Source organism: Alistipes sp. ZOR0009 (assembly GCF_000798815.1).
Lineage (GTDB): Bacteria > Bacteroidota > Bacteroidia > Bacteroidales > ZOR0009 > Acetobacteroides.
Map to the genome: position 1 here is coordinate 22,368 of NZ_JTLD01000011.1, position 23,180 is coordinate 45,547.

Below are 23,180 nucleotides of genomic sequence, written 5' to 3' on the forward strand. Positions count from 1 at the left end.
CATCCTACCAGTGTTATGTATGCCATTTATCTTTTACCGCTAATATAGAGGCATATGCGCTAAACATGGCGGCATAAATATCAGCTGCTACGTATCCCTATAAAAAAGAGGCACCCCGTAGCTGTAAACTACGGGGTGCCCTGCTCTATCTAAGACATTTAGTAGATAACCACCTCGTCGGCAAAGAGGAATCCCCTCTTACCGTTCTTAGCAAACACGCGTACGTAGCGAGCCGTCTCCCCTTTTAGGTCAACCTGAAAGGTTTTGAAGGTAAGCGACGTTTCGGTTGCCGAAATGTCGTTCAATACGGTCTTGACCTCCCTAAAGTTCTTTCCATCGTCGGAGAGCGAAACCACCACCGAGTCGGGCATGTACACGCCTGGCCCGATTTGCTGCATGAACGAAGCGCCCAAACGGTTCAGCTCGGTAGCGTTGCCCAAGTCAATGGTGACATCCATGTCGCCACCTTCGAATCCTTGCCACTGACCATCGCCGTAAGAAAGCGAACCTCTATAGCCATTTACCAGCGTTGCCTCCTTTTGGGCAGGATACTTGTTGGCGCTATAGGGGCTATTGTAAACCACCGGCCTACCAATTGCCTTGTGGAAGTCGACCTCTAGCATGTCGGGTTTGGCAACCATTTCGCCGTTTTCGATAATTGCGGCGCATATCTTTGCCGACCCAGAAAGCTCGAAGGTTCCCTTGTAAAGGTTAGATGCCGTTGTAGGCAAGCTACCATCGGTTGTATAGTAAATGGTTGGGTTAAGCTGCTCGCTAACCAGCGTTACCGAAACCTTTTTAGCCTCGTAGTCGAACTTTGGAACAATATCGAGCTTATAGGAAGGGCGACAGTAGCTCACATTTAGGCGTTGTAGCAGCAGGTAGTGCGCCTGTAGCCTCTGCTTAAAGTCGTCCCAGCTGCGGTTGGCTCGTTGTGTCCATACCACCTCCGAAAGGGCCAGCATACGCGGGAAAGCCATATGCTCAAGATGCTCGGTTGTGGGGATATACTCGGTCCATAGGCACGCTTGGGCACCAAGTACATGCTTTGCCTTGGCCGAATCTATCATTGATGGGATTGGCTCGTAGGCGTAAACCTTCTTTATGGGGAGAAAACCGCCAATTGCCAGCGGTTGGGTGGCCGGATCGGCCTGATAGCTGTCGAAGTAGCAGTAGCCGCCAGGAGTCATTATCACATCGTGGCCCATGTTAGCCGCATCGATGCCGCCCTGCTCGCCGCGCCACGACATAACGGTAGCCTCGGGAGCCAAACCTCCCTCAAGAATCTCGTCCCATCCCAGCAATCTGCGTCCTTTAGACTTCAAAAAGGTCTCCATCCTACGAATAAGGTAGCTTTGCAGCTCGAGCTCGTCCTTCAAGCCATTCTCCTTTATCCGGTTTTGGCACTTAGGGCACTTCTTCCAGTGCTCCTTATTGGCCTCATCGCCCCCAACATGAATGTATTTAGATGGGAAGATGGCCATTACCTCGGTAAGGACATCCTGAAGGAAGGTAAACGTTGAGTCATTACCGATACAAAACTCGCTACTCTCGTACGGTTTTCCGGTACACGAGAGGTTTGGGTAGGTAGCTAGCACCTCCTCCGAGTGTCCGGGCATCTCGATCTCCGGAATGACGGTAATTCCACGCTTAGCGGCGTAGTCCACCACCTCACGGGCATCATTCTGCGTGTAGTATCCGCCGTAGGCGTTGGCATTGCCCTCTTCGGAATATCGACGCTTAGAGGGCCACCATTTAGTCCAAGCCCCCAACGGACGCCATGCAGCCTTAGAGGTAAGCTCGGGGTACTTCTTGATCTCCAACCTCCAGCCTGCACCATCGGTTAGGTGCCAGTGGAAGGTGTTCATCTTGTATAGCGCCATTAAGTCGATAAAGCGCTTAATGAAGCTAACCGGGAAAAAGTGGCGAGACACATCGAAATGCATGCCCCTATAGCCAAAACGGGGATGATCGGTAATCTCTACGCATGGAATAGCGCTCATATCCTTCTGTGTAAGCGAAAGCTGGGTAAGAGTGCTAGCCCCGTATAGCGCACCAACCTTAGTGCGGGCATATACTACGGCCAGCTGCGGCGTTACCACCAGCTTGTAGCCGGCACTATCGGCAATTTCGCGCGCTGTTGCCTCTATAAAAAGCACCTGCGCCTTAGCCTTTCCCTTTTTATCGGTGCTTACCGATAGGTTTGCCTGGTTGGCAAACAAGCTTGCCGCATCGGTAAACGACTTATCGCTATAAACAAGCACATTGCTGGATAAACGAAGGATTCCCCCCCTCTCGACAACCAGAGCTGGTTTGGGGATGATGTTAACCCGGCCAGAAATTTGGGCGTTAGCCCCTCCAGCAACGGTAAGCATCAGCATGGCGGCCATAAGCCTGCCAGATTTTGCCATAATCATACTGTGGTAAATTAAATTTATGTTTGGTGTTAGAGTATTTTTGCTAGCAGCACGAAGCTCCACAGGACTTCCAGTGCAATCATCGCGCAAAATAAGTATAAACGGCGATGAATGGAGCTAATATAGGGGGTTATTCCAAAAGTTCTACCACATATGTCATACAAATTGCCAAACTTTTTGGGCAATGTTCGAAGAAAGGGCAAAATCTACCAGTATAAATTAGAGGTGTTGTAGAAGCAGGTTGCACTTGGCTATACAAATCGGTCTAAATTTGTGCGCAACATATCTAAACACCAATGAAGACCTGTAACCCAAAGAAAAATGCGCTACTGCTGGTAGGCCTTGGAGCGGCAACATTGCCCGCTGCCGCCCAAAAGCAGGTGCATAAGGAGGCAAAGCGCCCCAATATTGTGCTACTGATGACCGATCAGCAGCGATTCGACGCCGTTGGCTACGTTAATAGCGCCGTAGAAACCCCAAATCTGGATAAGATGGCCCAAGATGGCGTCATTTTCCGCAATGCCTACACCTCGGCGCCCAGCTCTACCCCCGCCCGTGCAGGACTTCTTACCGGACAGTCGCCTTGGCAGCACGGAATGCTTGGTTATGGACAGGTAGCCGAGCAATATCCCAACGAGATGCCGCGAATGCTAAGCCAAGCGGGCTACTATACCGTTGGAGTAGGCAAAATGCACTGGTTTCCTCAACGAAACCTGCACGGTTTTCATAAAACCCTGCTCGATGAGTCGGGACGCGTAGAGGATAAAGGCTTTACTAGCGACTACAGAAAGTGGTTTGCCCAGCAAGCACCAGGCATAAACCCCGATTCTACGGGTATTGGGTGGAACGATCATGCCGCCAAGGCCTACGTATTGCCCGAAAGGCTACACCCAACCGTATGGACTGCCCAAACCGCCATCGACGAAATTAGGAGCTCCGACAGCAACCATCCGCTATTTATCAAGATATCCTTTGCCCGTCCGCATAGTCCGTACGATCCGCCTCAACGATTTCTTGACATGTACGCCAGTACAAAGATCCAAGAACCCGCAGTAGGCGACTGGGATGCCGATTTTAAGAAGGAAAACAGCGCACCAGATGCCGCTTGGGGCGACTTTGGGGCAGAGCATGCCGTAAAGTCGCGCCGCCACTACTACGCCTCGGTAACATTTATCGACGAGCAGGTGGGCCATATCATACAAGCCCTAAAGGAAAAGGGCATTTACGACAACACGCTTATCCTATTCACCTCCGATCATGGCGATATGCTGGGCGATCACTACCTATGGCGAAAGACATACGCCTACGAAGGGTCGGCGCATATCCCAATGTTTATGAAGCTGCCCAAGGGTATGAAGACCGCTATCAAGAGAGGTACCACCTTAGACAATCCCGTAGAGCTCCGCGACGTGCTACCAACCTTCCTTGAGGCGGCAGGCATAGGGCAACCCAGCAATATGGATGGGCAGTCGATGCTAGCGCTGGTAAAGAACAGGAAAACTACGTGGCGCAGCTACATCGATATGGAGCATACCACCACCTACTTTGCCCATAACTACTGGTGCGCCCTTACCGATGGCAAGATGAAGTACATCTGGTTTTTCGATGGCAGCCAGCAGCTGTTCGATCTAAGGCAAGATCCCTACGAGCGGCACGACCTAAGCCTGCAACCCCAGAGCGCTAAGGAGCTAAAGCTGTGGCGCGGGCGTATGGTGGAGCACCTTAGGGAGCGAGGCGAAGAGTTTGTAAAGAATAACGAGCTGGTTATTCGTCCAAAGGCCATGCTATACTCGCCAAACTACCCTAAAAAAAGGTAGATAACCGCAATTTAATGGCAACATATAGCAGCGTTGGTTTGATCCCAAAGAAAGAGCTCCTAAAAGGCTATTTCGGGGTATCGAACCAACGCTGCTCCTTTTAAAATCGGCCACCTGCACCAACAAATAGCAACCAATAGCAACGCAACCCCACCACTAGCTTAAAGGAAATGCTCCATTCTACCATTTAAGTAGCCATCAAATAAAATATGACAAGCTATTAAACCGATATATTAAAGCATTACCATACGATTATACCTGCAATAGGATCATATAATATACCTATTTTATTCCAACTTTATGAGCCAAACAATTAAAACCTACACCCATTTATATTCGACCAGCTACCATAAACAATATAATATGGCTCCATAAAAATCAATTGTACGTTATAAATAATATATATCGGAGCCTATACAACCAATACCTAATGCTATTTGGCTGCATATAAATAGCGATTAAAATAAATCGAGCGCCTTCGTAACCCAACATAAAGGCAAAGGCTACCAGTTTAGGCAATGCCATACCGCAACTAGAGAGCAATAGCAGGCAATGTTGCTCCATCGCAATTGAATGTAATGGTCATTCCATCCATTCAAAATATCAAATAGGGCAATCCCTATTTACTTTATAGCAGGTGTCGGTAAATATGGATTATGAGGCTGCCATTAATGCTCCAACCAGTACTAATAGCTGGTGCAGCTGAAGCTACAGCAATAAAACATAGTCAGCTTTCAATCAGTTCTATGCGTTTAACACATGATGTATACATTCATTTGAGCTAGTTGTATACCAATTTTAATATATACATATACGAATTAGGGCTTATATATATACATCAAATAAAATGAAAAGACATTTTTTTATAAAATTATCAACTTTTTTTATACATCTAAAAATGCAATATACGCATTATAATGCATTTTTTATAAAACCAACCTATTCAAACTTCATTTTTTTTCAATTTTACCTATTGACATGTTTATTTGATTTTTTATAAATTTGGATTAACGATTAATCAATTAGATTATGAACCAGAACTACTTTTTATTTTTAACTAATTCTACCCAAGCCGTAGAAATGATTAGGCAATTTGAACAGCTACTTCAATTTCCCCCTATTAATAGAATTATAAGTGTGGTTGCCGATTTGCAGAATCAATCTTTCGAATGTATTAGTATAATCAATATGGGACGTAATCCATACGTTGATCAAATACAGAAGTCAAAGGGTGTAGTAATTGAAACAACCACGTGGGTTAAGGACAAGCTAAGATCACATGGTTCAGAAACGAATAATCAGGAAATCATAAGGCTAGCCAATCTTCCCAAAACCGAGTGGGTTTACAAGCCAAACGAGGTGTTTATATCCTATATTAATAGCATCATAGGCTGCCTTGATAAGAATAAGGAGCAGCTGGTGCTTTACAAAGTAACTGACGACAAAATTAGCAGCTACAAGTCGGAGTTTGCCACCTTTAACGATTATATAAAACAGCAGCAGGAGCATATTGTAAAGTATGAATCTGCCCAGCTTAAGATAGATACCTTTATTGAGAGCCTAAAGGAGCGAACCCGCGAGCTGATGATGCACGTTAAGGCCTTTGAGGTTGACTATCCCGATAAGGTAAAGCCAATAATGGCCCTACTCATTATCCCAAATCCTAAGTTCAAAGGTATTGTTTCCTTATTCTGCAAGGTTACTGACGAGGTTAAGATTCCGTTAGTTAACGCCACCATAGAGTTATACAAAGACCCTAAGCAGAAAATCTTTAATATGATAGAGGCAGACAGGAGTAAGATTGATGAGCTAGGCCCCTGCACGCTTACCCGAACAACAGGCAGCTGCGGTATATGCCAAGGGCGCGATATGGAGGCAGGAGAGTATACCGTAATAATCCGTATGTATGGATACGAGACCTGTGTTACTCACATTTTTGTGAACAACGCCAACGTGGCCATGCTTGAGGTGCAGCTCAAGAAAATTCCTATCTCAAAATTCAACACCCGGTAGGCTTAATCAATACATCCTCTTAATACCCTTCCCCACAGCTGTGCGCTATGCCTAGCTGTGGGGTTTATTTTTGAGGTACAATACGGATAACCCTCTGTCCTACTCTAAACCTTACAGCATATACCTCATTAAGCAACCATTCCGAGGCAAAATCCCCGCATTCGAGACCAATTGCCGTCAGTTGGGCCATGTTGCTAGCTATAGCTGATGGTACTTTCCGGTAACCTTAACCGCCAAGTCCCTATTGGGTATGCCAGCCTACCTATTCCAATGCCCGTTGGACAATCGAGAATTAGCTATATATTAGCCATGCCTTCAAAAACAGCGGTTATACACCCACCTAGCGGCAGCCAAGCCACCTTAGAGGTTATATATGCCACCATGTTAGGAATCCACAAGCGCTGCAAGTAAATCGAGGCAAACCAGCCTGCAAGCAGATGCTCTGAGGTGTAGGTCAAGAAAATAAGAAGAACAATGAAAAGGAATAGAGTACGATATACGCTATATATTGCCTTAACGGTAGCGGCAGGATTGGCATCGAGGCATTTTTCGGGGCTACTTCCCCAATGGGTTAACCTCTACCTAGGCGATGCGCTATGGGCCTTAATGGTTTTCTGGATGGTTGGATTTGCCTTTCGGCACAAAGATAGCCGCTGGGTGGCAGTTGTGGCGCTCCTTTTTTCGTACGGCATAGAGCTAAGCCAGCTCTACCATGCCCCTTGGATAGATGCCATAAGGCATACCACCCTTGGCGGACTGGTGCTGGGCTTTGGATTCCTGTGGAGCGACATGCTATGCTATACGGTAGGCATTGGCGCCGGATTTTTGCTAGAAAGGTACCTTTGCTTAGGCTGTAGGCAGCAGTAAGCCCAAACGTTGGTACCTATCGGGGCGAATAGCAAACTACAATATCTTTATGGACTAAAATATAGGAAACAAATGGCGTATAGCAGGGTTAACAGACCTAATATTCTGGTAGTATGCGGAAAAAATAAAAAAAGGAGCAGAACTGCGGAGCACATTTTTAAGAACGATAGCCGATTTAGCATTAGCTCGGCAGGGCTTAGCCCCAAGAGCGAAAGGAAAATATCAGAAAATGATCTAAACTGGGCCGATCTTATCCTCGTTATGGAGTCGGATCACCGAGCAAAAATCAGGGAGGTGTACAGCTATATGGATATTCCCAGAATTAAGGTGCTTGACATTCCGGATGACTACGAATTTATGGATAAAGATCTGGTAGAAATGCTCACAGATAAGGTTAACGAAGCATTCGATAGCCTTAAGCCATAGAATTAGCCCTCCTAGGGACATAAATATCCAGTAAGTTAAGAAACCATTCAATACCGTTAGCGATATGTCCACCAACAAGCCTAGGTTAGCCATAATTTCCGATCTATGGGGTACAAGAGGCACCGAATGGGTAGAGTACTACCTCCAAAGCTTGAAGCCAACGTACGATGTAGCCTTCTATGACAGCTGTATGCTAGCCGGATTCGATTGTACCAACCTACAGGAGGAGGAAATACATGGCAAAATGGTTGCAGGGGGCATCGAAGCAGCCGCAGCAAGGCTACTAGAGCAGGAAAAGGGTCCCGTTGATATTCTGGCCTTTAGCGTTGGAGGTACAATAGCATGGAAGGCCATGCTATTGGGGCTAACCGTGGGCAGTGTCTACCTGGTATCCTCCACCCGACTACGCTACGAAACCTCCAAGCCCGAGGCTAAAATTTATCTTACCTATGGCGAAGCAGACGAGTATAGGCCTTCGGAGGAGTGGTTCGAAGAGCTGGGCTTAGAACATATACTAATAAAGCACGAAGGGCACACCCTATACCGAAAAGAGAGCAACGCAAGGCGTATTTGTGAGCAGATAAAAGGAAAACAAGCACTACAAGTCTAAACAAATTAGTTGGAAAATTTCAGGTAGCGACCTATTAAACAACCAGCTAGCCGTAAAAACAGCCTGCGTATGCCTCTACATAAATTATTATAAGGTGAATGTAATATTACTTATAAACATACGTCTCTTATAGGTAAACATATCGGAGAATATTGGCGCGTTTTTGAAAAAAACTAATTTTACCGCATCCATCAGATAAACATTAAATAATATATATAGCTATGAAGAAAATGATCCTAATGGCATTCCTGCTACTATCAATAGCAGCAGCAGGACAGCAGTCCACCAAACAAGACACCCTAAACGTTTTTCCCAAACCTAAGGTAGATAGACGGGTGGAGCTGATGAGTATCGTATTTAGGCTAGCCGGCAATGAGGAGTATAGCGGCGAATACTTCAAAAATTACATTCGTGATATCCACAACCATTTTGATACGCTTAAAAACCACCCGCTAATTGCGTTTGCAACCAAGCTGCGCGAGGAGAATGGGGTGAGCTACGACGCAGTTATGAAGATGGCATTTCACATTGGGCAGCCGCCGCTCTTCATTCCGCAGGTTAACTTTGACGATGCGGTACCCGAGCAACGTTGGGGGAAGGAAAATGCCATGAAGTTTATTGAGCTGCTACGCGATTTCTACACCGTTAGCCACTTTGAGGAGTTCTACACCGCCCATGCGGCGCTATATACCCTTGCAGAGGAGCGCTTTTTGCCCATTTATAAATCGCTAAATATCGATTGGTATAACCAGTATTACGGCACTACGCCCAACGGAACGTTCAACGTACTGATATGCATGGGCAACGGAGGCGGTAACTACGGAGGCAAGATCGTGTTTCCCGATGGTAGGGAGGATGCCTACGCGGTTATGGGAACTTGGTCGGTTGATAGCACGGGCAATCCGGTATACCGAAAGCAAAGCTACTTCCCTATCCTGGTTCACGAGTTTAACCACTCGTATGTAAACCCTATTATAGACAAGAATAAGCAGCAGCTCGAGAGTTCGGGGAAAATAATGTTCGAACCCGTTGAAAGGAAGATGAAGAGAATAGCCTATGGCAGCTGGCAAACGATGATGTACGAGTCGTTGGTGAGGGCATCGGTAATCCGCTACCTCATTAAATACGATACCTACAGCAATGCCAGGTCTCAGCTTATAGACGAGGTTGGTAACGGCTTTTACTGGATGCAGGGGCTAACCAACCTGCTATCGGAGTACGAGCATCGAAGGGATAAATACCCCACCTTGGAGAGTTTTATGCCCAAAGTAGCGCAGTTTTACGATAAGTACGCCAAGCAGAGCCCTAAAATGTACGAGCTAAAGCGTTAAAAGCTGATTTTTTTACGACAACTAAACATATATCATTAAAACAGAGGAAATGAAAGCAAGATTTTTGATGGCTATCGGGGCTATCCTGCTGATATCTGCAGCAAATGCCCAAGATAAGCAACCTGTAATCAGGTCAAACTCCAATATTGCCTATATTAAAGAAGAAGGTAAGGCAACTCGGATTAAATGGAACATCGTCCCAACGCAAAAGCTCGACATCTACGGCACATCGGCCAAAAAGGTAACCTTTTATACCGACGTAGACTCTATTTCGTTTAAGGTAAAGCCCCAAACAGGTGTATGCAACTTTACTATTGTGGTAAATGGAAAAGATTCTGCCCGAACACAGATTAAATATCAGCCATCGAAGCTCGATGTGCTAAAGAAGGCTGCCAAGTATAACCCTTCGGATAGCAGATACATCCCCGACTTTACCTACCAAGCGGCCAACAACCCCAACCTAGTCAGAATCAGAACGGAGCTAAAGCTCGATTCGATAGCTGGTACAGGTAGCCAAACGCTAAAGATCCTAAACCTTCTACACTGGGTGCATACCACCGTTAGGCACGATGGCAATAGCACAAATCCCAAGATCAAAAACGCCATCGACCTGCTAAACGTATGCAAGGCCGAGAAAAGAGGAATCAACTGCAGAATGATGGCAACCATGCTGAACGAATGCTACCTTGCTATGGGCATAAAATCGAGGTTTATCACCTGCATGCCCAAGGAGCTAGAGTTTGACGACTGCCATGTTATCAATATGGTTTACAGCGACGACCTTAAAAAGTGGCTTTGGATAGACCCCACCTTTGATGCCTACGTGATGGATGAAAAAGGAGTGCTGCTAAGCATTCAGGAGGTAAGAGAAAGACTTATAAAGGGACTCCCTCTGATTCTGAATCCAAGCGCCAACTGGAATAATGAGCAGCAGCAGGTAAAAGAGGAGTATCTCGAAAACTATATGGCCAAAAATTTATACCGCTTTGAGACCCCTTTAAGCAGCGAATATAATACCGAAACCAGAGAATCGGGAAAGACAATCCAGTATGTAGAGCTACTTCCGCTCGATGCCGTAAAGCAGGAGCCTCAAAAGACAGAGGAGACCAACATCAATACAGGCGTAAAGTTCCTAAACTATAAGACAAACAACCCCAACCTGTTTTGGGCTAATCCAAAGTAAGCATTATGGAAGAACAAACCTACAGCATCCAATACGGATCGCTCAGCCTTACCGAGTCGACTGTAGAGATAAGCATACCTAAGCGTACGCAAATAGTGAATATCCTACTCGCTGTTATCTGGTTTATTTGGGGATTAGCAAAGATGTACAAATCCAACTTCCAAGAGGTGGACGTAGATCTCGTCATTGGAGCGTTACTCATCATAAGCTCCATCTTCTGGGGAAGACAGGCTATGAATTATCTACGAAATAACAGCATCAGCTACCAAGATATTGTTAGCGTGAAGGTAAAATACATCAACTTTCAAAGGAAATATAGGGTAACGTTCAAAATTGCCCCTTCAAAAAGGAAAGTTCTACTTGGCAACTTTAATGAGTACGAAGCCAACGAGCTGATTAAAATATTAAACAGCAAGCATGTTAACGTAGAATTTTAAAGAGCGAGGCAGCTTCACTCCTATCCGAACAAACAAAAAGCACATCGATCCACCTTCGATGTGCTTTTTGTTTAGCTCCCTTCCAATGCCTATAAAATGAGCCTACATCTACCACCTTCAGCAGTTCTTATAGCATCGTAGGCCAACAACAGGGCACCGTATGGAGCCATAGACAGGTATTTTTGAATGGTTAGCGCTTCACCCCACGCACAATAAACGATATCCCCTGCTGACCTGTGGTGGAAATCATCAGCGCCTCAAAAAGCGGCTCGAAACCACGCCTAGTAGTTGCCCAATCAAATACAAAGTTGCCCCCACTTCCTCCACCGTTGTCGTTCTTGGCAATAATAATCTCCAACGTTTCGAGCGGAGCAACCTTAATGGGCTTGGATAGATAGCGTTTTACCAGCTTACCTGCGGTAGTAAAGTAGTCGGCTTTGACTATAAAGCAGGTGTCTGTACTACTTATGTTATGAATGCTTACCGTAGAAGTTAGCGCATACGAATCGTTTTGGGTTCGTTCGTACACCTCCGAGTAGACAGGCAGGTAAGTGCTACCGTAAGTAAGGCTATCGTACTTCGATATGTCTACAACCCTACCGTTTGTATCGAGCTTATCGGTACTTGGTCCCTGTTTAGGGCTATGGCAGGATATGAACAGAGGAATTGCAAGGAGAAATAGGCTTGTTAGCTTCATACCAAATAGATTTTAATGCTAAATTTTGATACGTCCATCCGCAATATAGCAGTTTTAGGGGAGAAATACGCACCCCAACCACACATTCACACCCCATTCGGGCTTATCATCCCCCCTTTTTTGATTAATCTCAAATTTTCGAACATCGTTACCCGATCAACGCCTCTTTTTTCTACCTTCGTTGCTATAATACCCATATCAAAATGCCGTAAATCCAACCTCGATCATCCGTATTGGACGACATGGCACACGTTTAACCTCTAAAAAATCACCGCTAATGAAAAAGCTGGTAAGCTTAACGTTTAGCTTGCTGGTAGCCTCGCAGCTACTGGCTCAAACCTACACACCTACTCCCGAAAACATCAAAGCTCGCGCGGAATTCGACAGCTCACGCTTTGGAATGTTTATCCACTGGGGGCCATCGAGCATTCTTGGTGCTGGTGAATGGGTTATGAACAACCGTAACATCCACACCGACGACTACCAAGTGCTGCCCAAATTCTTCAACCCCATCGATTTTGACGCTCGTAAGTGGGTTGCGACCGCCAAAGAGGCCGGAATGAAGTATATAACGCTCATCTCGCGCCACCACGACAGCTTCAGCATGTGGGATACCAAGCAATCGGACTTCAACATAATGAATACGCCCTTTAAGCGCGACGTGGTGAAGGAAATTGCTCAGGAATGCCAACGTCAAGGAATAAAGCTATGCCTATACTACTCGCTGCTAGATTGGAAACGTGCGGACTACCAGTGGGAAACTGGGCGCACAGGAAAGGGAACTGGACGTACCGCACCAAGCAGCTGGCCAAGCTACATCAACTTTATGAAAGCACAGCTGACAGAGCTGCTCACCAACTACGGTCCAATTACTACCATCTGGTTCGATGGTCACTGGGATCAGCTCGACAATGATACCGATAAGAATCAGGTGTCGAAGGTAGATTGGCACTACAACGAAATATATACGCTTATTCACCAGCTGCAGCCACAGTGTTTGGTAGGCAATAACCACCATCTTAGCCCACTACCAGGCGAAGACTTCCAGATGTTTGAACGCGATCTACCCGGCGAAAACAAGGGAGGCCTAAGCGGACAATCCGTTTCTGCCCTTCCGTTGGAGACATGTGAGACCATAAACGGCTCATGGGGCTTCAATATCACCGATCGTAAGCACAAAAGTGCCGAAGAGCTGGTACATTACCTTGTACGTGCCTCGGGCTACGGGGCAAACCTGCTATTAAACGTGGGTCCAATGCCCAACGGAGAGATAGTTCCCGAGCATGTGGCTCTACTCAAGCAGGTAGGTCAATGGTTAAAGGTGAATGGAGAGACAATTTATGGCACAAAGGGAGGATTTATAAAGCCACAGGAATGGGGATGCATTACCCAAAAGGGGAATACCTACTATATCCACATTCTTAAGAACGATGGAAAGCCAATTTCTCTAGAATTTCCGAAGAAAGTGAAATCAATGAATCTGCTTGAAGATAAATCGGCAAAAGTTGCCTATACCACTAAGGGAAAAACAACCACCATCAACCTATCAACCATTACTCCAAATCCGATAGATACCATTATTGAGGTTACAGCTAGGTAACCAACCAAGCATAACGAAGGGCTACCCAACTGGTAGCCCTTTTTTTTATACTGTTAGTAAAAGATTCTAAGCAACATCTTACATATTTGCCTAAATTTTGGTCGCCATTTTTTGGCGAATATTACTGATTTAAACCACTACAAACAGATGAAAAAACGTATTCTAGTAGCCGGCGCAGCAATTTGCCTGCTTTCCAATGAGGGAGTAGCGCAGATTTCCAAAAGCGACTACGAAAGGGTTGACACACTCTCCCGTTTAAATGGCTACTTCTACAACAAAGCGGTAAAGCCAACCTGGATAGAAGGCACCAGCAGATTTTGGTACCTAAACCACGAGCGAAGTGGCGATAAGTACTACCTTGTTGACGCCACTAAAGGAGTAAAGCAGCATCCCTTTAATGCAGATTCGCTAGCAGCCAAGCTCGGTAAGGCAACTGGATCTACAATCAACCCATCGAAGCTCCCATTTACCCAAATCTCCTTTCTTGATAACCTTAAAAAGGTATCTTTTGAGCATAATGGCAGCAAATGGCTCTTTGATGTAACCACTAATAAGCTAGAGCAAATACCCAATCCAGTAAGTGTTGCAGACAAAAAGGAGGAAAGGGTAACCTCTCCCGATGGTTGCTGGCAGGCATACATCTCCGATTTCAACCTTTTTGTATACAACCTTAAGGATAAAAAGGAAATACGCCTATCGTACGATGGCGTATCTAACAGCTACTACAGCACAGAGCTGATATGGTCGCCAGATTCTAAAAAGATTGCCACCACAAAGGTGAAGGATGTAACCGAACGGAAGATTCCGCTAATTGAATCTAGCCCATCCAGCCAACGTCAGCCAATCTTAAAATGGATTGACTACGCCAAACCTGGCGATGCCCTTCCGCTATACACCCCTGCACTATTCGATATAGAGAAAAAGAAGCAGGTTGCCATTAACACCGACGCATATACCAACCAGTACTACCTCTCGCTTACAGGATGGAGAAAAGATAGCAGAGCCTTTACCTTCGAATACAACCAACGCGGCCATCAGGTTTATCAGGTTGCAGAAGTTGAGGCAGCAACAGGAAAGATTAGGACGCTGGTAAACGAACAATCAAACACCTTTATAGAGTACTACAAAAACTTTCGATACGACATAAATGATGGAAAGGAGATGTTTTGGCTCTCCGAAAGAGACGGATGGAAGCATCTTTACCGCATAGACTGCACAACTGGAAGGGCAAAGCAGATAACCAAAGGCGAGTGGGTAGTACGCGAAGTCGAAAATGTAGATGAAGAGAGGCAGCAGATTATTTTTAAAGCCTCTGGAATGAATAAAGGTGAAGATCCCTACAACATTCACTACTATAGCGTAAAGTTTGATGGCAGCTCACTCACCTGCCTAACACCCGAAAAAGGCAACCACACGGCCACCTTCTCGAAGGATTACCGCTATTTCGTAGATGCCTACTCCAAACCCGACACCATCCCCGTAAGCGTGCTAAGAGATGGTGCTACAGGTGCAATTATTACAAAGTTAGAGGCTGGAGATATCAGCGATATAGTAGCAAAAGGATGGCAAACGCCAGAAGCGTTTAGCGCAAAGGGAAGAGATGGCAAAACCGATATTTGGGGAACGATCCTCCGTCCCACCAACTTCGACCCCAAAAGGCTGTATCCTGTAGTAGAAATGATATATGCAGGGCCTCACGATTCGCATGTACCCAAAGATTTCATGATATACCACCACTTATGCTCGCGCCTATCCGATTTGGGCTTTATTGTAGTTCTAATTGATGGCATGGGAACGGGAAATAGGTCCAAAGCATTCCATGATGTATGCTGGAAAAACCTAAAAGACGCCGGATTCCCCGATCGTATCGCTTGGATTAAGGCTGCTGCTGCAAAATACTCCTACATGGACACCAGCAGAGTTGGTATTTATGGCTGGTCGGCAGGCGGACAAAACGCAATGGCTGCACTTCTCTTCCATAACAACTTCTACAAAGCCGCCGTTTCGCTTTGCGGATGTCACGATAACCGCATGGATAAGATCTGGTGGAATGAGCAATGGATGGGATATCCGATTGATGAATCGTACTCTGCGTGCTCGAATGTAGACAACGCTTGGCGACTAAAAGGAAAGTTACTCCTTATCAACGGCGAACTCGACAACAATGTCGATCCTGCATCGACACTCCAGGTAGTTTCGGCGCTTATAAAGGCAAATAAGGACTTCGAACAGCTCTACCTGCCAGGATTTAGCCACAACCTAGGCGCACCTTTTGTAATGCATAAAATACACGATTTCTTTGTAAAGACGCTACAAAAGCAAAACGTACCAGAATGGTAAAAAAGAAGCCGTTTCAAGATTATTGAAGCGGCTTTTTCTTTTCTCCTTTATTCGCTACCGATGTCTATCTTTTAACACCTGCATTACCTCGTCCCACGAAAAGCCTTTAGCAGCCAGCAGCACTGTTGTGTGAAACATTAAATCGGCCGCCTCGTTTATGAAAAGATCCTTATTGTCGTCTTTCGCTTCAATAACCAGCTCTACGGCCTCTTCTCCAACCTTTTGTGCAATCTTATTTATTCCCTTCTTAAATAGCTTAGCAGTATAGGACAACTCCGTATTCATAGCTTGCTTACGCTGATTTACAACGGCTTCCAACTGGTAAAGAAAATCAATACTTCTGGCTCCATTTGTCTCATTCCAACAGGTATCAGATCCGGTATGACAGGTTGGTCCGTATGGTTGCGCCTTTACAAGAAACGCATCCCCATCGCAGTCTACGGCAATATCAACCAACTTAAGATAGTTTCCACTCTCTTCTCCTTTAGTCCATAACCTATTTTTACTTCGACTAAAAAAGGTAACCAGACCTACTTCCAACGTTTTCAAATAGGCCTCCTCGTTCATATACCCCAACATTAGCACCTTTGCAGTAGAGGCATCCTGTATTATTGCGGGAACTAGCCCTCCTTGCTTCTCAAAATTTATCTTCATAACATTCATCATTAAACACTGAGCGCACATAAAGGCCTCTTCGGCACAACTGTAGCGCAGAACTTAACTAATCCTATTCGTTAACCTCTCATTAGTATCCCCCTACCAGCTAAATAGTGCTTTAAGTGGGGTATTTGAATTTCTCCAAAATGGAAAACACCTGCAGCCAAAGCGGCATCCACCCTTGCATCGGCAAAAACGTCGTAAAAATCACTCATTCTGCCAGCTCCGCCCGAAGCAATAGTTGGAATGGTGAGCATATCCGAAAGTGCAGCAAGCGTTTGGGTCGCATAACCACCATGTACTCCATCATTATCCATCGATGTAAATAGAATCTCACCAGCCCCCAGTTCCTCTGCACGCTTTGCCCACGTAAAAAGATCCAAACGGGTAGATATTCGTCCTCCATTCAAATGTACCAACCACCGTCCGTCAACCATTTTGGCATCTATAGCTACCACCACACACTGGCTTCCAAATTTTGCAGAAAGATCTTCAATCAGCGATGGATTACGAGCGGCAGAAGAGTTGATTGCAACCTTATCGGCACCATTTTGTAGCAAAATTGAGGCATCCGCCACCGACGAAATACCTCCACCAACGGTAAATGGAATATTTATACGCTCTGCAATTTGCAAAACCAAGTCGGCAAAAGTACGACGTCCTTCATGAGTTGCCGTAATGTCTAAAAAGACAAGCTCATCGGCACCACCTTGGGCATATATATCAGCCAGTTCGATGGGATCACCAGCATCTTTCAACTTAATGAAGTTGGTACCTTTTACTGTTCTTCCATTCTTGATGTCCAAACAGGGTATAATCCTCTTTGTAAGCATACTAAACCTCCATGGTTAATTGATCAATATCAAGCATACCCTCGTAAATGGCCTTACCAACAATAGCTCCACAAACACCTATTTTCTTTAATTCTCTAACCTCTTTAATAGATGCAACACCACCGCTAGCCACCAAGTCGATCTTGTTGAATTCTGCAAGCAGACGAGCGTAAAGATCAAGAGCACTACCGGCAAGCATTCCATCTCTACTAATATCTGTACAAATAAATTGGGTTGCTCCGTAGCTTAAGTAGGTTGATATAAAATTAATTATATCAACATTTTCAACACTACACCAACCTTCTGTTGCTAACTTTCCATCAATTACATCGGCTCCAATAATAATACGAGAACTTCCCCATCTGCCTAGCCAGCTACACACCTCCGTCGGATTCTTTACGGCAACACTCCCTGCCGTAACAGCACTAGCACCAGCGTCAAATACCATAGAAACACTTAGTTCTGTACGTAGACCACCTCCATAATCAATTTCCAAGTTCGTTTTGCTAGCAATTGACTCCAATATCGACAGGTTTACAGGAGTTCCCTGCTTTGCTCCATCCAAATCAACAAGATGTAAATAGCGAAAGCCCTTATCGGCAAACATTTTGGCAACTTCTAAAGGATTGGAGCTATATACCTTTTTCGTATTGTAAGCTCCTTTGGTAAGCCTTACGCACTGGCCTCCTATAATATCTATTGCAGGAATTATTTTCATTGTTACAACTTTAAAAAGTTAAGAAGTAGCTGCTCGCCAACCGCTCCGCTTTTTTCTGGATGAAACTGGCATCCGTAAAAATTATCACGCTCTAGAGTAGCGCTAAATGGAAGTATGTAATCACATGTAGATGAGGTCATATTACAAGTTTCGGCATAGTAACTGTGTACAAAATAGCAATACGCTCCCTCCTCAATTCCCTCAAAAAGAGCTCCCCGTAAACGTTGAAAGGTATTCCACCCCATATGAGGTATCTTTGCTGCAGCAGGAAACTTTTTTACAGATGTATCAAAAATTCCCAACCCTTTTGTAGTCCCCTCCTCCGTTCGGATACACATAAGCTGCATTCCCAGGCAGATACCAAGAACTGGAACCTTTAATTCTGGAATTATTAAGTCTAGCCCAGATGCTTTCAAGGAAGACATAGCCGGACGAGCATGTCCAACCCCTGGAAAAACAACTTTAGATGCATTTACAATGGTCTCCTTATCGCTAGTAAGCAAAACGTTAGCACCTAATCTGCGAAGCGCAAATTCAACAGACTTAACATTTCCCGCTCCGTAATCAATAATTACTACATTATCCATCATATTACACCTTTAGTAGAGGGTATATCATTGTTGTGCTGGGTAATATCCCGCCTTACTGCTATTTTTACAGTCCTTGCAAGGCCTTTAAATATTGCTTCTGCAATATGATGCTCATTCTCTCCGTTTGCTCTAATATGCAGGTTACAACGTGCCCCTTCGACAAACGATTTAAAGAAATGCTTTATCAGTTCGGTGGGCAAATCCCCTATTTTTTCACGCCTAAATACAACATCCCACTCCAAATGTGATCGACCGCCCCAATCGAGAAGTATAGAAGCACTAGACTCATCCATTGGCAGCATAAAGGCGTATCGCTCGATGCCAACCTTGGCTGCTAATGCCCTATTAAACGCCTCTCCAAGTACAATTGCAGAATCCTCTACGGTATGATGCTCATCTACATGTAAGTCGCCCTTTACCGTTAACAACAAATCGATACCCGAATGCTTGACAAACAGCTCCAGCATGTGATTTAAAAATCCGATACCGGTATCAATAGCTCCCTTGCCACTCCCATCAATATTTAAGCTGAGCGAGATATCTGTCTCCTTAGTAGTGCGCTCAATACTTATCTGCCTCAATCCAAATCGAAGTACTTCGTACACCTTTTCCCACGAACGCGTCTCTAAAGCAATGCACGAACTCAACTCTTCGACCCCATGTTGAAGTTCGAAAGTTCCTAAACCACTTTCATCATTTAGCCAAATAGCCCTACAGCCTATATTTTTTGCCATTTTTACATCTGTAACCCTATCGCCAATCACAAATGAGCTTTCAATGTCAAAATCACCGTTTAAATACCGTTTTAGCATACCTATGTTGGGTTTTCTATTCGGTGAATTATCCTCAGGGAAAGTTTTGTCAACATGAACTGCCTCAAAATGCACTCCAACCGACTCGAAAACCTCCAGCAGAACTGTCTGCACCTCATCAAAAGCCTCCTGCGGATAAATATTTGTTCCCAATCCATCCTGATTGGTTACCATAACAAGCATGTAATCCAACTCCTTTGCTATTCGAGATAACATTGAAATGGAATTTGGATAAAACTTCAGCTTAAGTAGGCTATCAACCTGAAAATCGAGAGGTTCATTTATCAGCGTTCCATCTCTATCTATAAATAAAATCTTTCTTTTTTGGCTCATATCTACAGTTTCTTGTACATATTTAAAACTTCTAGCAGGTAGGTGTTTTCATCTGGAGTACCAACTGTTATACGAACACATCCGTCACACCACTTCTCCCCAGATCGATCGCGCGCTACGATTCCATTTTGTTTCAAATGCAGAAAAACCTCCTCCACCTTTTTGAACTTAACGAGCAAAAAATTTGCATCAGAAGGATAAACCGTTACTACACATGAAAAGGAGCTCAATGCCTTTTGCAATCGCTCTCTTTCCTCCATAATTAGCTCCACCTTCATTTTAAAGCCCTCCATATCTTCAAGAGAATTAATGGCAACCTGCTGATTCAAGCTACTTATGTTGTAGGGTGCTTTTATCTTAGCCATATAGCGCTGAATTTCGGGACTCGCCACACCGATACCAATCCTCGCACCGGCCAATCCCCATGCTTTTGATAGGGTTTGCAGAACATAAATATTCGGATTACGGGCTAATAATTCTACAGCGCCACCGCCCTGCTGCACAAAATCGGCATATGCCTCATCAACCACCACTATTCCACCAAAGGAAGTAGCAATCTGTTCTATAGTTGAGCTTTGAACAAGCGTACCTGTAGGATTATTAGGCGAGCAAATAAAAATTAGCCGCGTATTGGCATCGATAGCCCGCAATACTGCGCTTACGTCTACCTCGAAACTGCTTGTTAAGAACACCTTTCTAACTTCCACATCATTAATCTGTGCAGCAACGGCATACATCCCATAAGTAGGAGGTAAAACAATGGCATTGCTCGTGCCTGGTTGGCACACCATCCTAAAAAGCAAGTCTATGATCTCGTCAGAACCATTACCAATGAATAAGCAAGAAGGGGAAACGCCTTTTATTGATCCCACCATCTTTTTTAAATCATACTGATGCGGATCGGGATATCTATTCACCCCGGTATCAAAAGGATTTTCGTTAGCATCTATCCATACTTGAGCCTCACCCGAATATTCGTCTCTGGCTGAAGAGTATGGCTTCAAATCCTTTATATTTTTACGTACAATACTGTCTAGATTAAACATAAAGAGGTCTTTAAATTGATAAAAACAGAATATTTGCATCGAAACGACAGCTAACCTTAATAGATAGTGAGGTAAGTAGCCTCAAGTATCATTCTATAAATAGATTATAAAGTCGGTTATCATCATATGATGCTTAAATGGAGCGAAAAAAAACTCTTTACAGCTGCGAATCACAGCTATTCGTCGCCACAATTCACTTCATTTACGAGTATACTTCAACTGGTAATTAACAGAAGTCAACCACCTAAAAAACAAACGAGTAAAACTACCTCTGCAGGTATTCCAATCGGATAGAAACACCTCGCTTATGCCCTATCAGCTGCTCGTTTTCGGCCATTACCTCTATCACCTTTCCTAGATTTTGAATTCCATCCCGGGTTATCTCCTGAAAAAATATCTTTTTGGTAAACGACTCCACAGAAATTCCACCATAGCTTTTGGCAAATCCATTAGTTGGAAGGGTATGGTTGGTTCCAGAGGCATAATCACCCGCACTTTCTGGCGTAAAGTTTCCTATAAATACGGAACCTGCATTTACCACGTTTTGAGCGAGGTAGTCGCTATTTCCTACCGATAGAATGAGGTGCTCGGGAGCGTACATATTTATGATTGTAAGTACTTCCTGCTCGTTCTGAGCTATCACTATTCGCGATTTCTCCAATGCTTTTTGGGCTATTTCCTTTCGGGGTAACGATTGAAGCTGCTTTTGTAGCTCCTCCTCTATTTCTGTCAGCTTAGCTCCCGCTATCGACACCAAAATAACCTGGCTGTCCTCTCCATGTTCTGCCTGCGAGAGTAAATCGGCTGCCACAAAACTTGGAATGGCCGAATCGTCGGCTACCATCATCACCTCCGATGGTCCAGCAGGCATATCGATGGCAACTCCCTCAGAAAACGCTGCCATTTTAGCTGCGGTTACATACTGGTTTCCTGGTCCGAATATCTTATACACCTTAGGTATTGATTCGGTGCCATAGGTCATACCGGCAATGGCCTGTATCCCTCCTGCCTTAAATACTTTTGTTACTCCAGCCAGCTTGGCAGCGTATAAAATTGCCGGATTTATGAGCCCATCCTTTTGAGGTGGCGTGCATAAAACGATTTCGCGACAGCCAGCAAGCCGTGCAGGCACCGCCAGCATCAATACCGAAGAAAAAAGAGGTGCGCTACCGCCGGGAATATAAAGTCCAACCTTCTCTATTCCAACCGATTTCTCCCAACAGGTTACCCCGCTTGTAGTTTCTACCTTACTTCCTTGCAGCAGCTGCGCTCCGTGAAACTTTTCAATATTCTCCTTGGCTATAGCCATTGCAGCTTTAAGCGTTTCATCGACCAGCTGCTCCGACGCATCTATCTCCTCCTGCGAAACCCTTAAATCGGACATCGTTACACCATCATAGAAGTAGGTGTACTTATTTATTGCCGCATCTCCCTTACGGAAAACCTCATCAAAGATTATCCTTACAATTTTATCCAGCGATTCCCTATCCATAGATGGACGTGCAATAAGCGCTTCCAATTCCGCTGCCTTGGTATAAATAATTTTCTCCATTATAGTATCATTTTTTCGATTGGAACAATGAGGATACCTTGCGCTCCAGCCTCTTTAAGCTGGTCTATTATCTCCCAAAACTGACTTTCGTCAATTACGGAATGCAACGAGCTCCAACCTGATTGGGCTAAAGGAATAATTGAAGGGCTTTTCATGCCCGGAAGGATGGATGTAATCTGCTCGATCTTCTCATTTGGGGCGTTCAGCAGCACATACTTCTTGTTACGTGCCTCCATCACCGATTTTACACGGAATAGCAGTTTGTTAAGGATAGCCTTAGCCTCCTGATCGATTGCCGGAGAAGATGCGAGGCATGCCTCTGAGGAAAATAGCACCTCTACCTCCTTTAGGCCATTCGTAAAAAGGGTACTCCCGCTGCTGACAATATCGCAAATGGCATCGGCAAGGCCCAAGCTGGGCGCAATCTCTACCGAACCGGATATCTGGTGTATTTCGGCCTTAATGCCGCTTTTCAGAAGGAAGGCGTTAACGGTATTTGGGTACGAGGTGGCCAACTTTTTGCCGTTTAAATCTCCAATACCGCTGTAGGATTCCCCTTTGGGGATCGCAATGGAAACTCTACATTTTGAGAACCCCAACTGCAACTCGTTTTTGATACTTCTCCCAGCCTCTACGAGCGTATTTTCCCCGATGATGGCAACATCAGCCACGCCATCTTCGAGATATTGGGGGATGTCGGAATTCCGTAGATAAAGAACATCCAACGGAAAGTTGCGGCTTGGAACAATGAGGCTGTTCGATGAGCTTTCGAAGCGGATGCCGCACTCCTTGAGAAGCTGAAAGGACTCCTCGCTTAATCGACCTGATTTTTGAATTGCTACTTTTAACCTGCGCATTTTGTTTTGATTTTCCGATGCCCAGGTAAATTCGTGCCGTATAA

At 44.9% G+C, this 23,180-nt stretch carries 20 protein-coding genes; 10 read left to right on the forward strand and 10 right to left on the reverse strand.

The genetic code is table 11. The features are described from left to right. Positions 1 to 158 precede the first annotated feature (158 nt). The gene (locus L990_RS03535; protein WP_197057229.1) at positions 159 to 2,417 is read right to left on the reverse strand and encodes a family 20 glycosylhydrolase; all 2,259 of its coding nucleotides are present in this window, start codon (positions 2,415 to 2,417) and stop codon (positions 159 to 161) included. A gap of 296 nt (positions 2,418 to 2,713) precedes the next feature. On the opposite strand from L990_RS03535, the gene L990_RS03540 reads away from it, so the two are divergent. The 8 genes from L990_RS03540 (at position 2,714) to L990_RS03575 (ending at position 11,101) form a co-directional block, all read left to right on the forward strand. Continuing rightward, positions 2,714 to 4,234, forward strand: coding sequence for an arylsulfatase (locus L990_RS03540; protein WP_047445606.1), 1,521 nt, complete (start codon positions 2,714 to 2,716; stop codon positions 4,232 to 4,234). A 1,029-nt stretch (positions 4,235 to 5,263) separates the two neighbouring features. Beyond that, positions 5,264 to 6,247 (forward strand): hypothetical protein, encoded by a 984-nt coding sequence (locus L990_RS03545; protein ID WP_047445608.1) that lies wholly within the window; start codon positions 5,264 to 5,266, stop codon positions 6,245 to 6,247. A 474-nt stretch (positions 6,248 to 6,721) separates the two neighbouring features. Next, on the forward strand, positions 6,722 to 7,114 hold the full coding sequence (locus tag L990_RS03550) for a DUF2809 domain-containing protein (protein ID WP_047445610.1): 393 nt from the start codon (positions 6,722 to 6,724) through the stop codon (positions 7,112 to 7,114). Between the two features lie 72 nt (positions 7,115 to 7,186). After that, a complete protein-coding gene (locus L990_RS03555) occupies positions 7,187 to 7,540 on the forward strand; it encodes a low molecular weight protein tyrosine phosphatase family protein (RefSeq protein WP_047445611.1) in 354 nt (117 codons plus the stop codon). A gap of 64 nt (positions 7,541 to 7,604) precedes the next feature. Continuing rightward, positions 7,605 to 8,150, forward strand: coding sequence for a hypothetical protein (locus L990_RS03560; RefSeq protein ID WP_047445613.1), 546 nt, complete (start codon positions 7,605 to 7,607; stop codon positions 8,148 to 8,150). A gap of 221 nt (positions 8,151 to 8,371) precedes the next feature. After that, on the forward strand, positions 8,372 to 9,481 hold the full coding sequence (locus L990_RS03565) for a DUF4932 domain-containing protein (protein ID WP_047445615.1): 1,110 nt from the start codon (positions 8,372 to 8,374) through the stop codon (positions 9,479 to 9,481). Between the two features lie 49 nt (positions 9,482 to 9,530). Next, the gene (locus L990_RS03570; RefSeq protein WP_047445618.1) at positions 9,531 to 10,664 is read left to right on the forward strand and encodes a transglutaminase-like domain-containing protein; all 1,134 of its coding nucleotides are present in this window, start codon (positions 9,531 to 9,533) and stop codon (positions 10,662 to 10,664) included. Positions 10,665 to 10,669: 5 nt separating this feature from the next. After that, positions 10,670 to 11,101 (forward strand): hypothetical protein, encoded by a 432-nt coding sequence (locus L990_RS03575; protein ID WP_047445620.1) that lies wholly within the window; start codon positions 10,670 to 10,672, stop codon positions 11,099 to 11,101. Between the two features lie 190 nt (positions 11,102 to 11,291). Here the strand turns inward: L990_RS03575 and L990_RS03580 are convergent, their stop codons facing one another. Beyond that, entirely contained in the window at positions 11,292 to 11,798 is a 507-nt protein-coding gene (locus L990_RS03580) for a DUF3124 domain-containing protein (RefSeq protein ID WP_047445622.1), read from the reverse strand. Between the two features lie 277 nt (positions 11,799 to 12,075). Between L990_RS03580 and L990_RS03585 the strand changes: the two genes are divergently transcribed. Further along, on the forward strand, positions 12,076 to 13,398 hold the full coding sequence (locus tag L990_RS03585; protein ID WP_047445624.1) for an alpha-L-fucosidase: 1,323 nt from the start codon (positions 12,076 to 12,078) through the stop codon (positions 13,396 to 13,398). 147 nt (positions 13,399 to 13,545) lie between these two features. Beyond that, a complete protein-coding gene (locus L990_RS03590) occupies positions 13,546 to 15,738 on the forward strand; it encodes a S9 family peptidase (protein ID WP_047445626.1) in 2,193 nt (730 codons plus the stop codon). A gap of 54 nt (positions 15,739 to 15,792) precedes the next feature. Here L990_RS03590 and hisIE read toward each other — a convergent pair whose 3' ends face one another. From hisIE to hisG, 8 genes are all read right to left on the reverse strand, one after another. Continuing rightward, positions 15,793 to 16,392, reverse strand: coding sequence for a bifunctional phosphoribosyl-AMP cyclohydrolase/phosphoribosyl-ATP diphosphatase HisIE (gene hisIE, locus L990_RS03595; RefSeq protein WP_047445667.1), 600 nt, complete (start codon positions 16,390 to 16,392; stop codon positions 15,793 to 15,795). 80 nt (positions 16,393 to 16,472) lie between these two features. Continuing rightward, on the reverse strand, positions 16,473 to 17,228 hold the full coding sequence (gene hisF / locus L990_RS03600; RefSeq protein ID WP_047445628.1) for an imidazole glycerol phosphate synthase subunit HisF: 756 nt from the start codon (positions 17,226 to 17,228) through the stop codon (positions 16,473 to 16,475). Between the two features lies 1 nt (position 17,229). Continuing rightward, positions 17,230 to 17,946 carry a 1-(5-phosphoribosyl)-5-[(5-phosphoribosylamino)methylideneamino]imidazole-4-carboxamide isomerase gene (gene hisA / locus L990_RS03605; RefSeq protein ID WP_047445630.1) on the reverse strand — a complete coding sequence of 239 codons (717 nt, stop codon included), beginning with the start codon at positions 17,944 to 17,946 and terminating at the stop codon, positions 17,230 to 17,232. 2 nt (positions 17,947 to 17,948) lie between these two features. Further along, positions 17,949 to 18,536, reverse strand: a complete 588-nt coding sequence (gene hisH, locus L990_RS03610; RefSeq protein WP_231562242.1) for an imidazole glycerol phosphate synthase subunit HisH — start codon at positions 18,534 to 18,536, stop codon at positions 17,949 to 17,951. After that, on the reverse strand, positions 18,533 to 19,681 hold the full coding sequence (gene hisB, locus L990_RS03615) for a bifunctional histidinol-phosphatase/imidazoleglycerol-phosphate dehydratase HisB (protein ID WP_047445634.1): 1,149 nt from the start codon (positions 19,679 to 19,681) through the stop codon (positions 18,533 to 18,535). Before hisB ends, hisH begins: the two co-directional genes overlap by 4 nt. A 2-nt stretch (positions 19,682 to 19,683) precedes the next feature. Next, a complete protein-coding gene (hisC, locus tag L990_RS03620; protein WP_047445637.1) occupies positions 19,684 to 20,727 on the reverse strand; it encodes a histidinol-phosphate transaminase in 1,044 nt (347 codons plus the stop codon). A 265-nt stretch (positions 20,728 to 20,992) separates the two neighbouring features. After that, positions 20,993 to 22,279 carry a histidinol dehydrogenase gene (gene hisD, locus L990_RS03625; protein ID WP_047445639.1) on the reverse strand — a complete coding sequence of 429 codons (1,287 nt, stop codon included), beginning with the start codon at positions 22,277 to 22,279 and terminating at the stop codon, positions 20,993 to 20,995. Beyond that, positions 22,279 to 23,136, reverse strand: coding sequence for an ATP phosphoribosyltransferase (hisG, locus tag L990_RS03630; protein WP_047445641.1), 858 nt, complete (start codon positions 23,134 to 23,136; stop codon positions 22,279 to 22,281). Before hisG ends, hisD begins: the two co-directional genes overlap by 1 nt. Positions 23,137 to 23,180 lie beyond the last annotated feature (44 nt).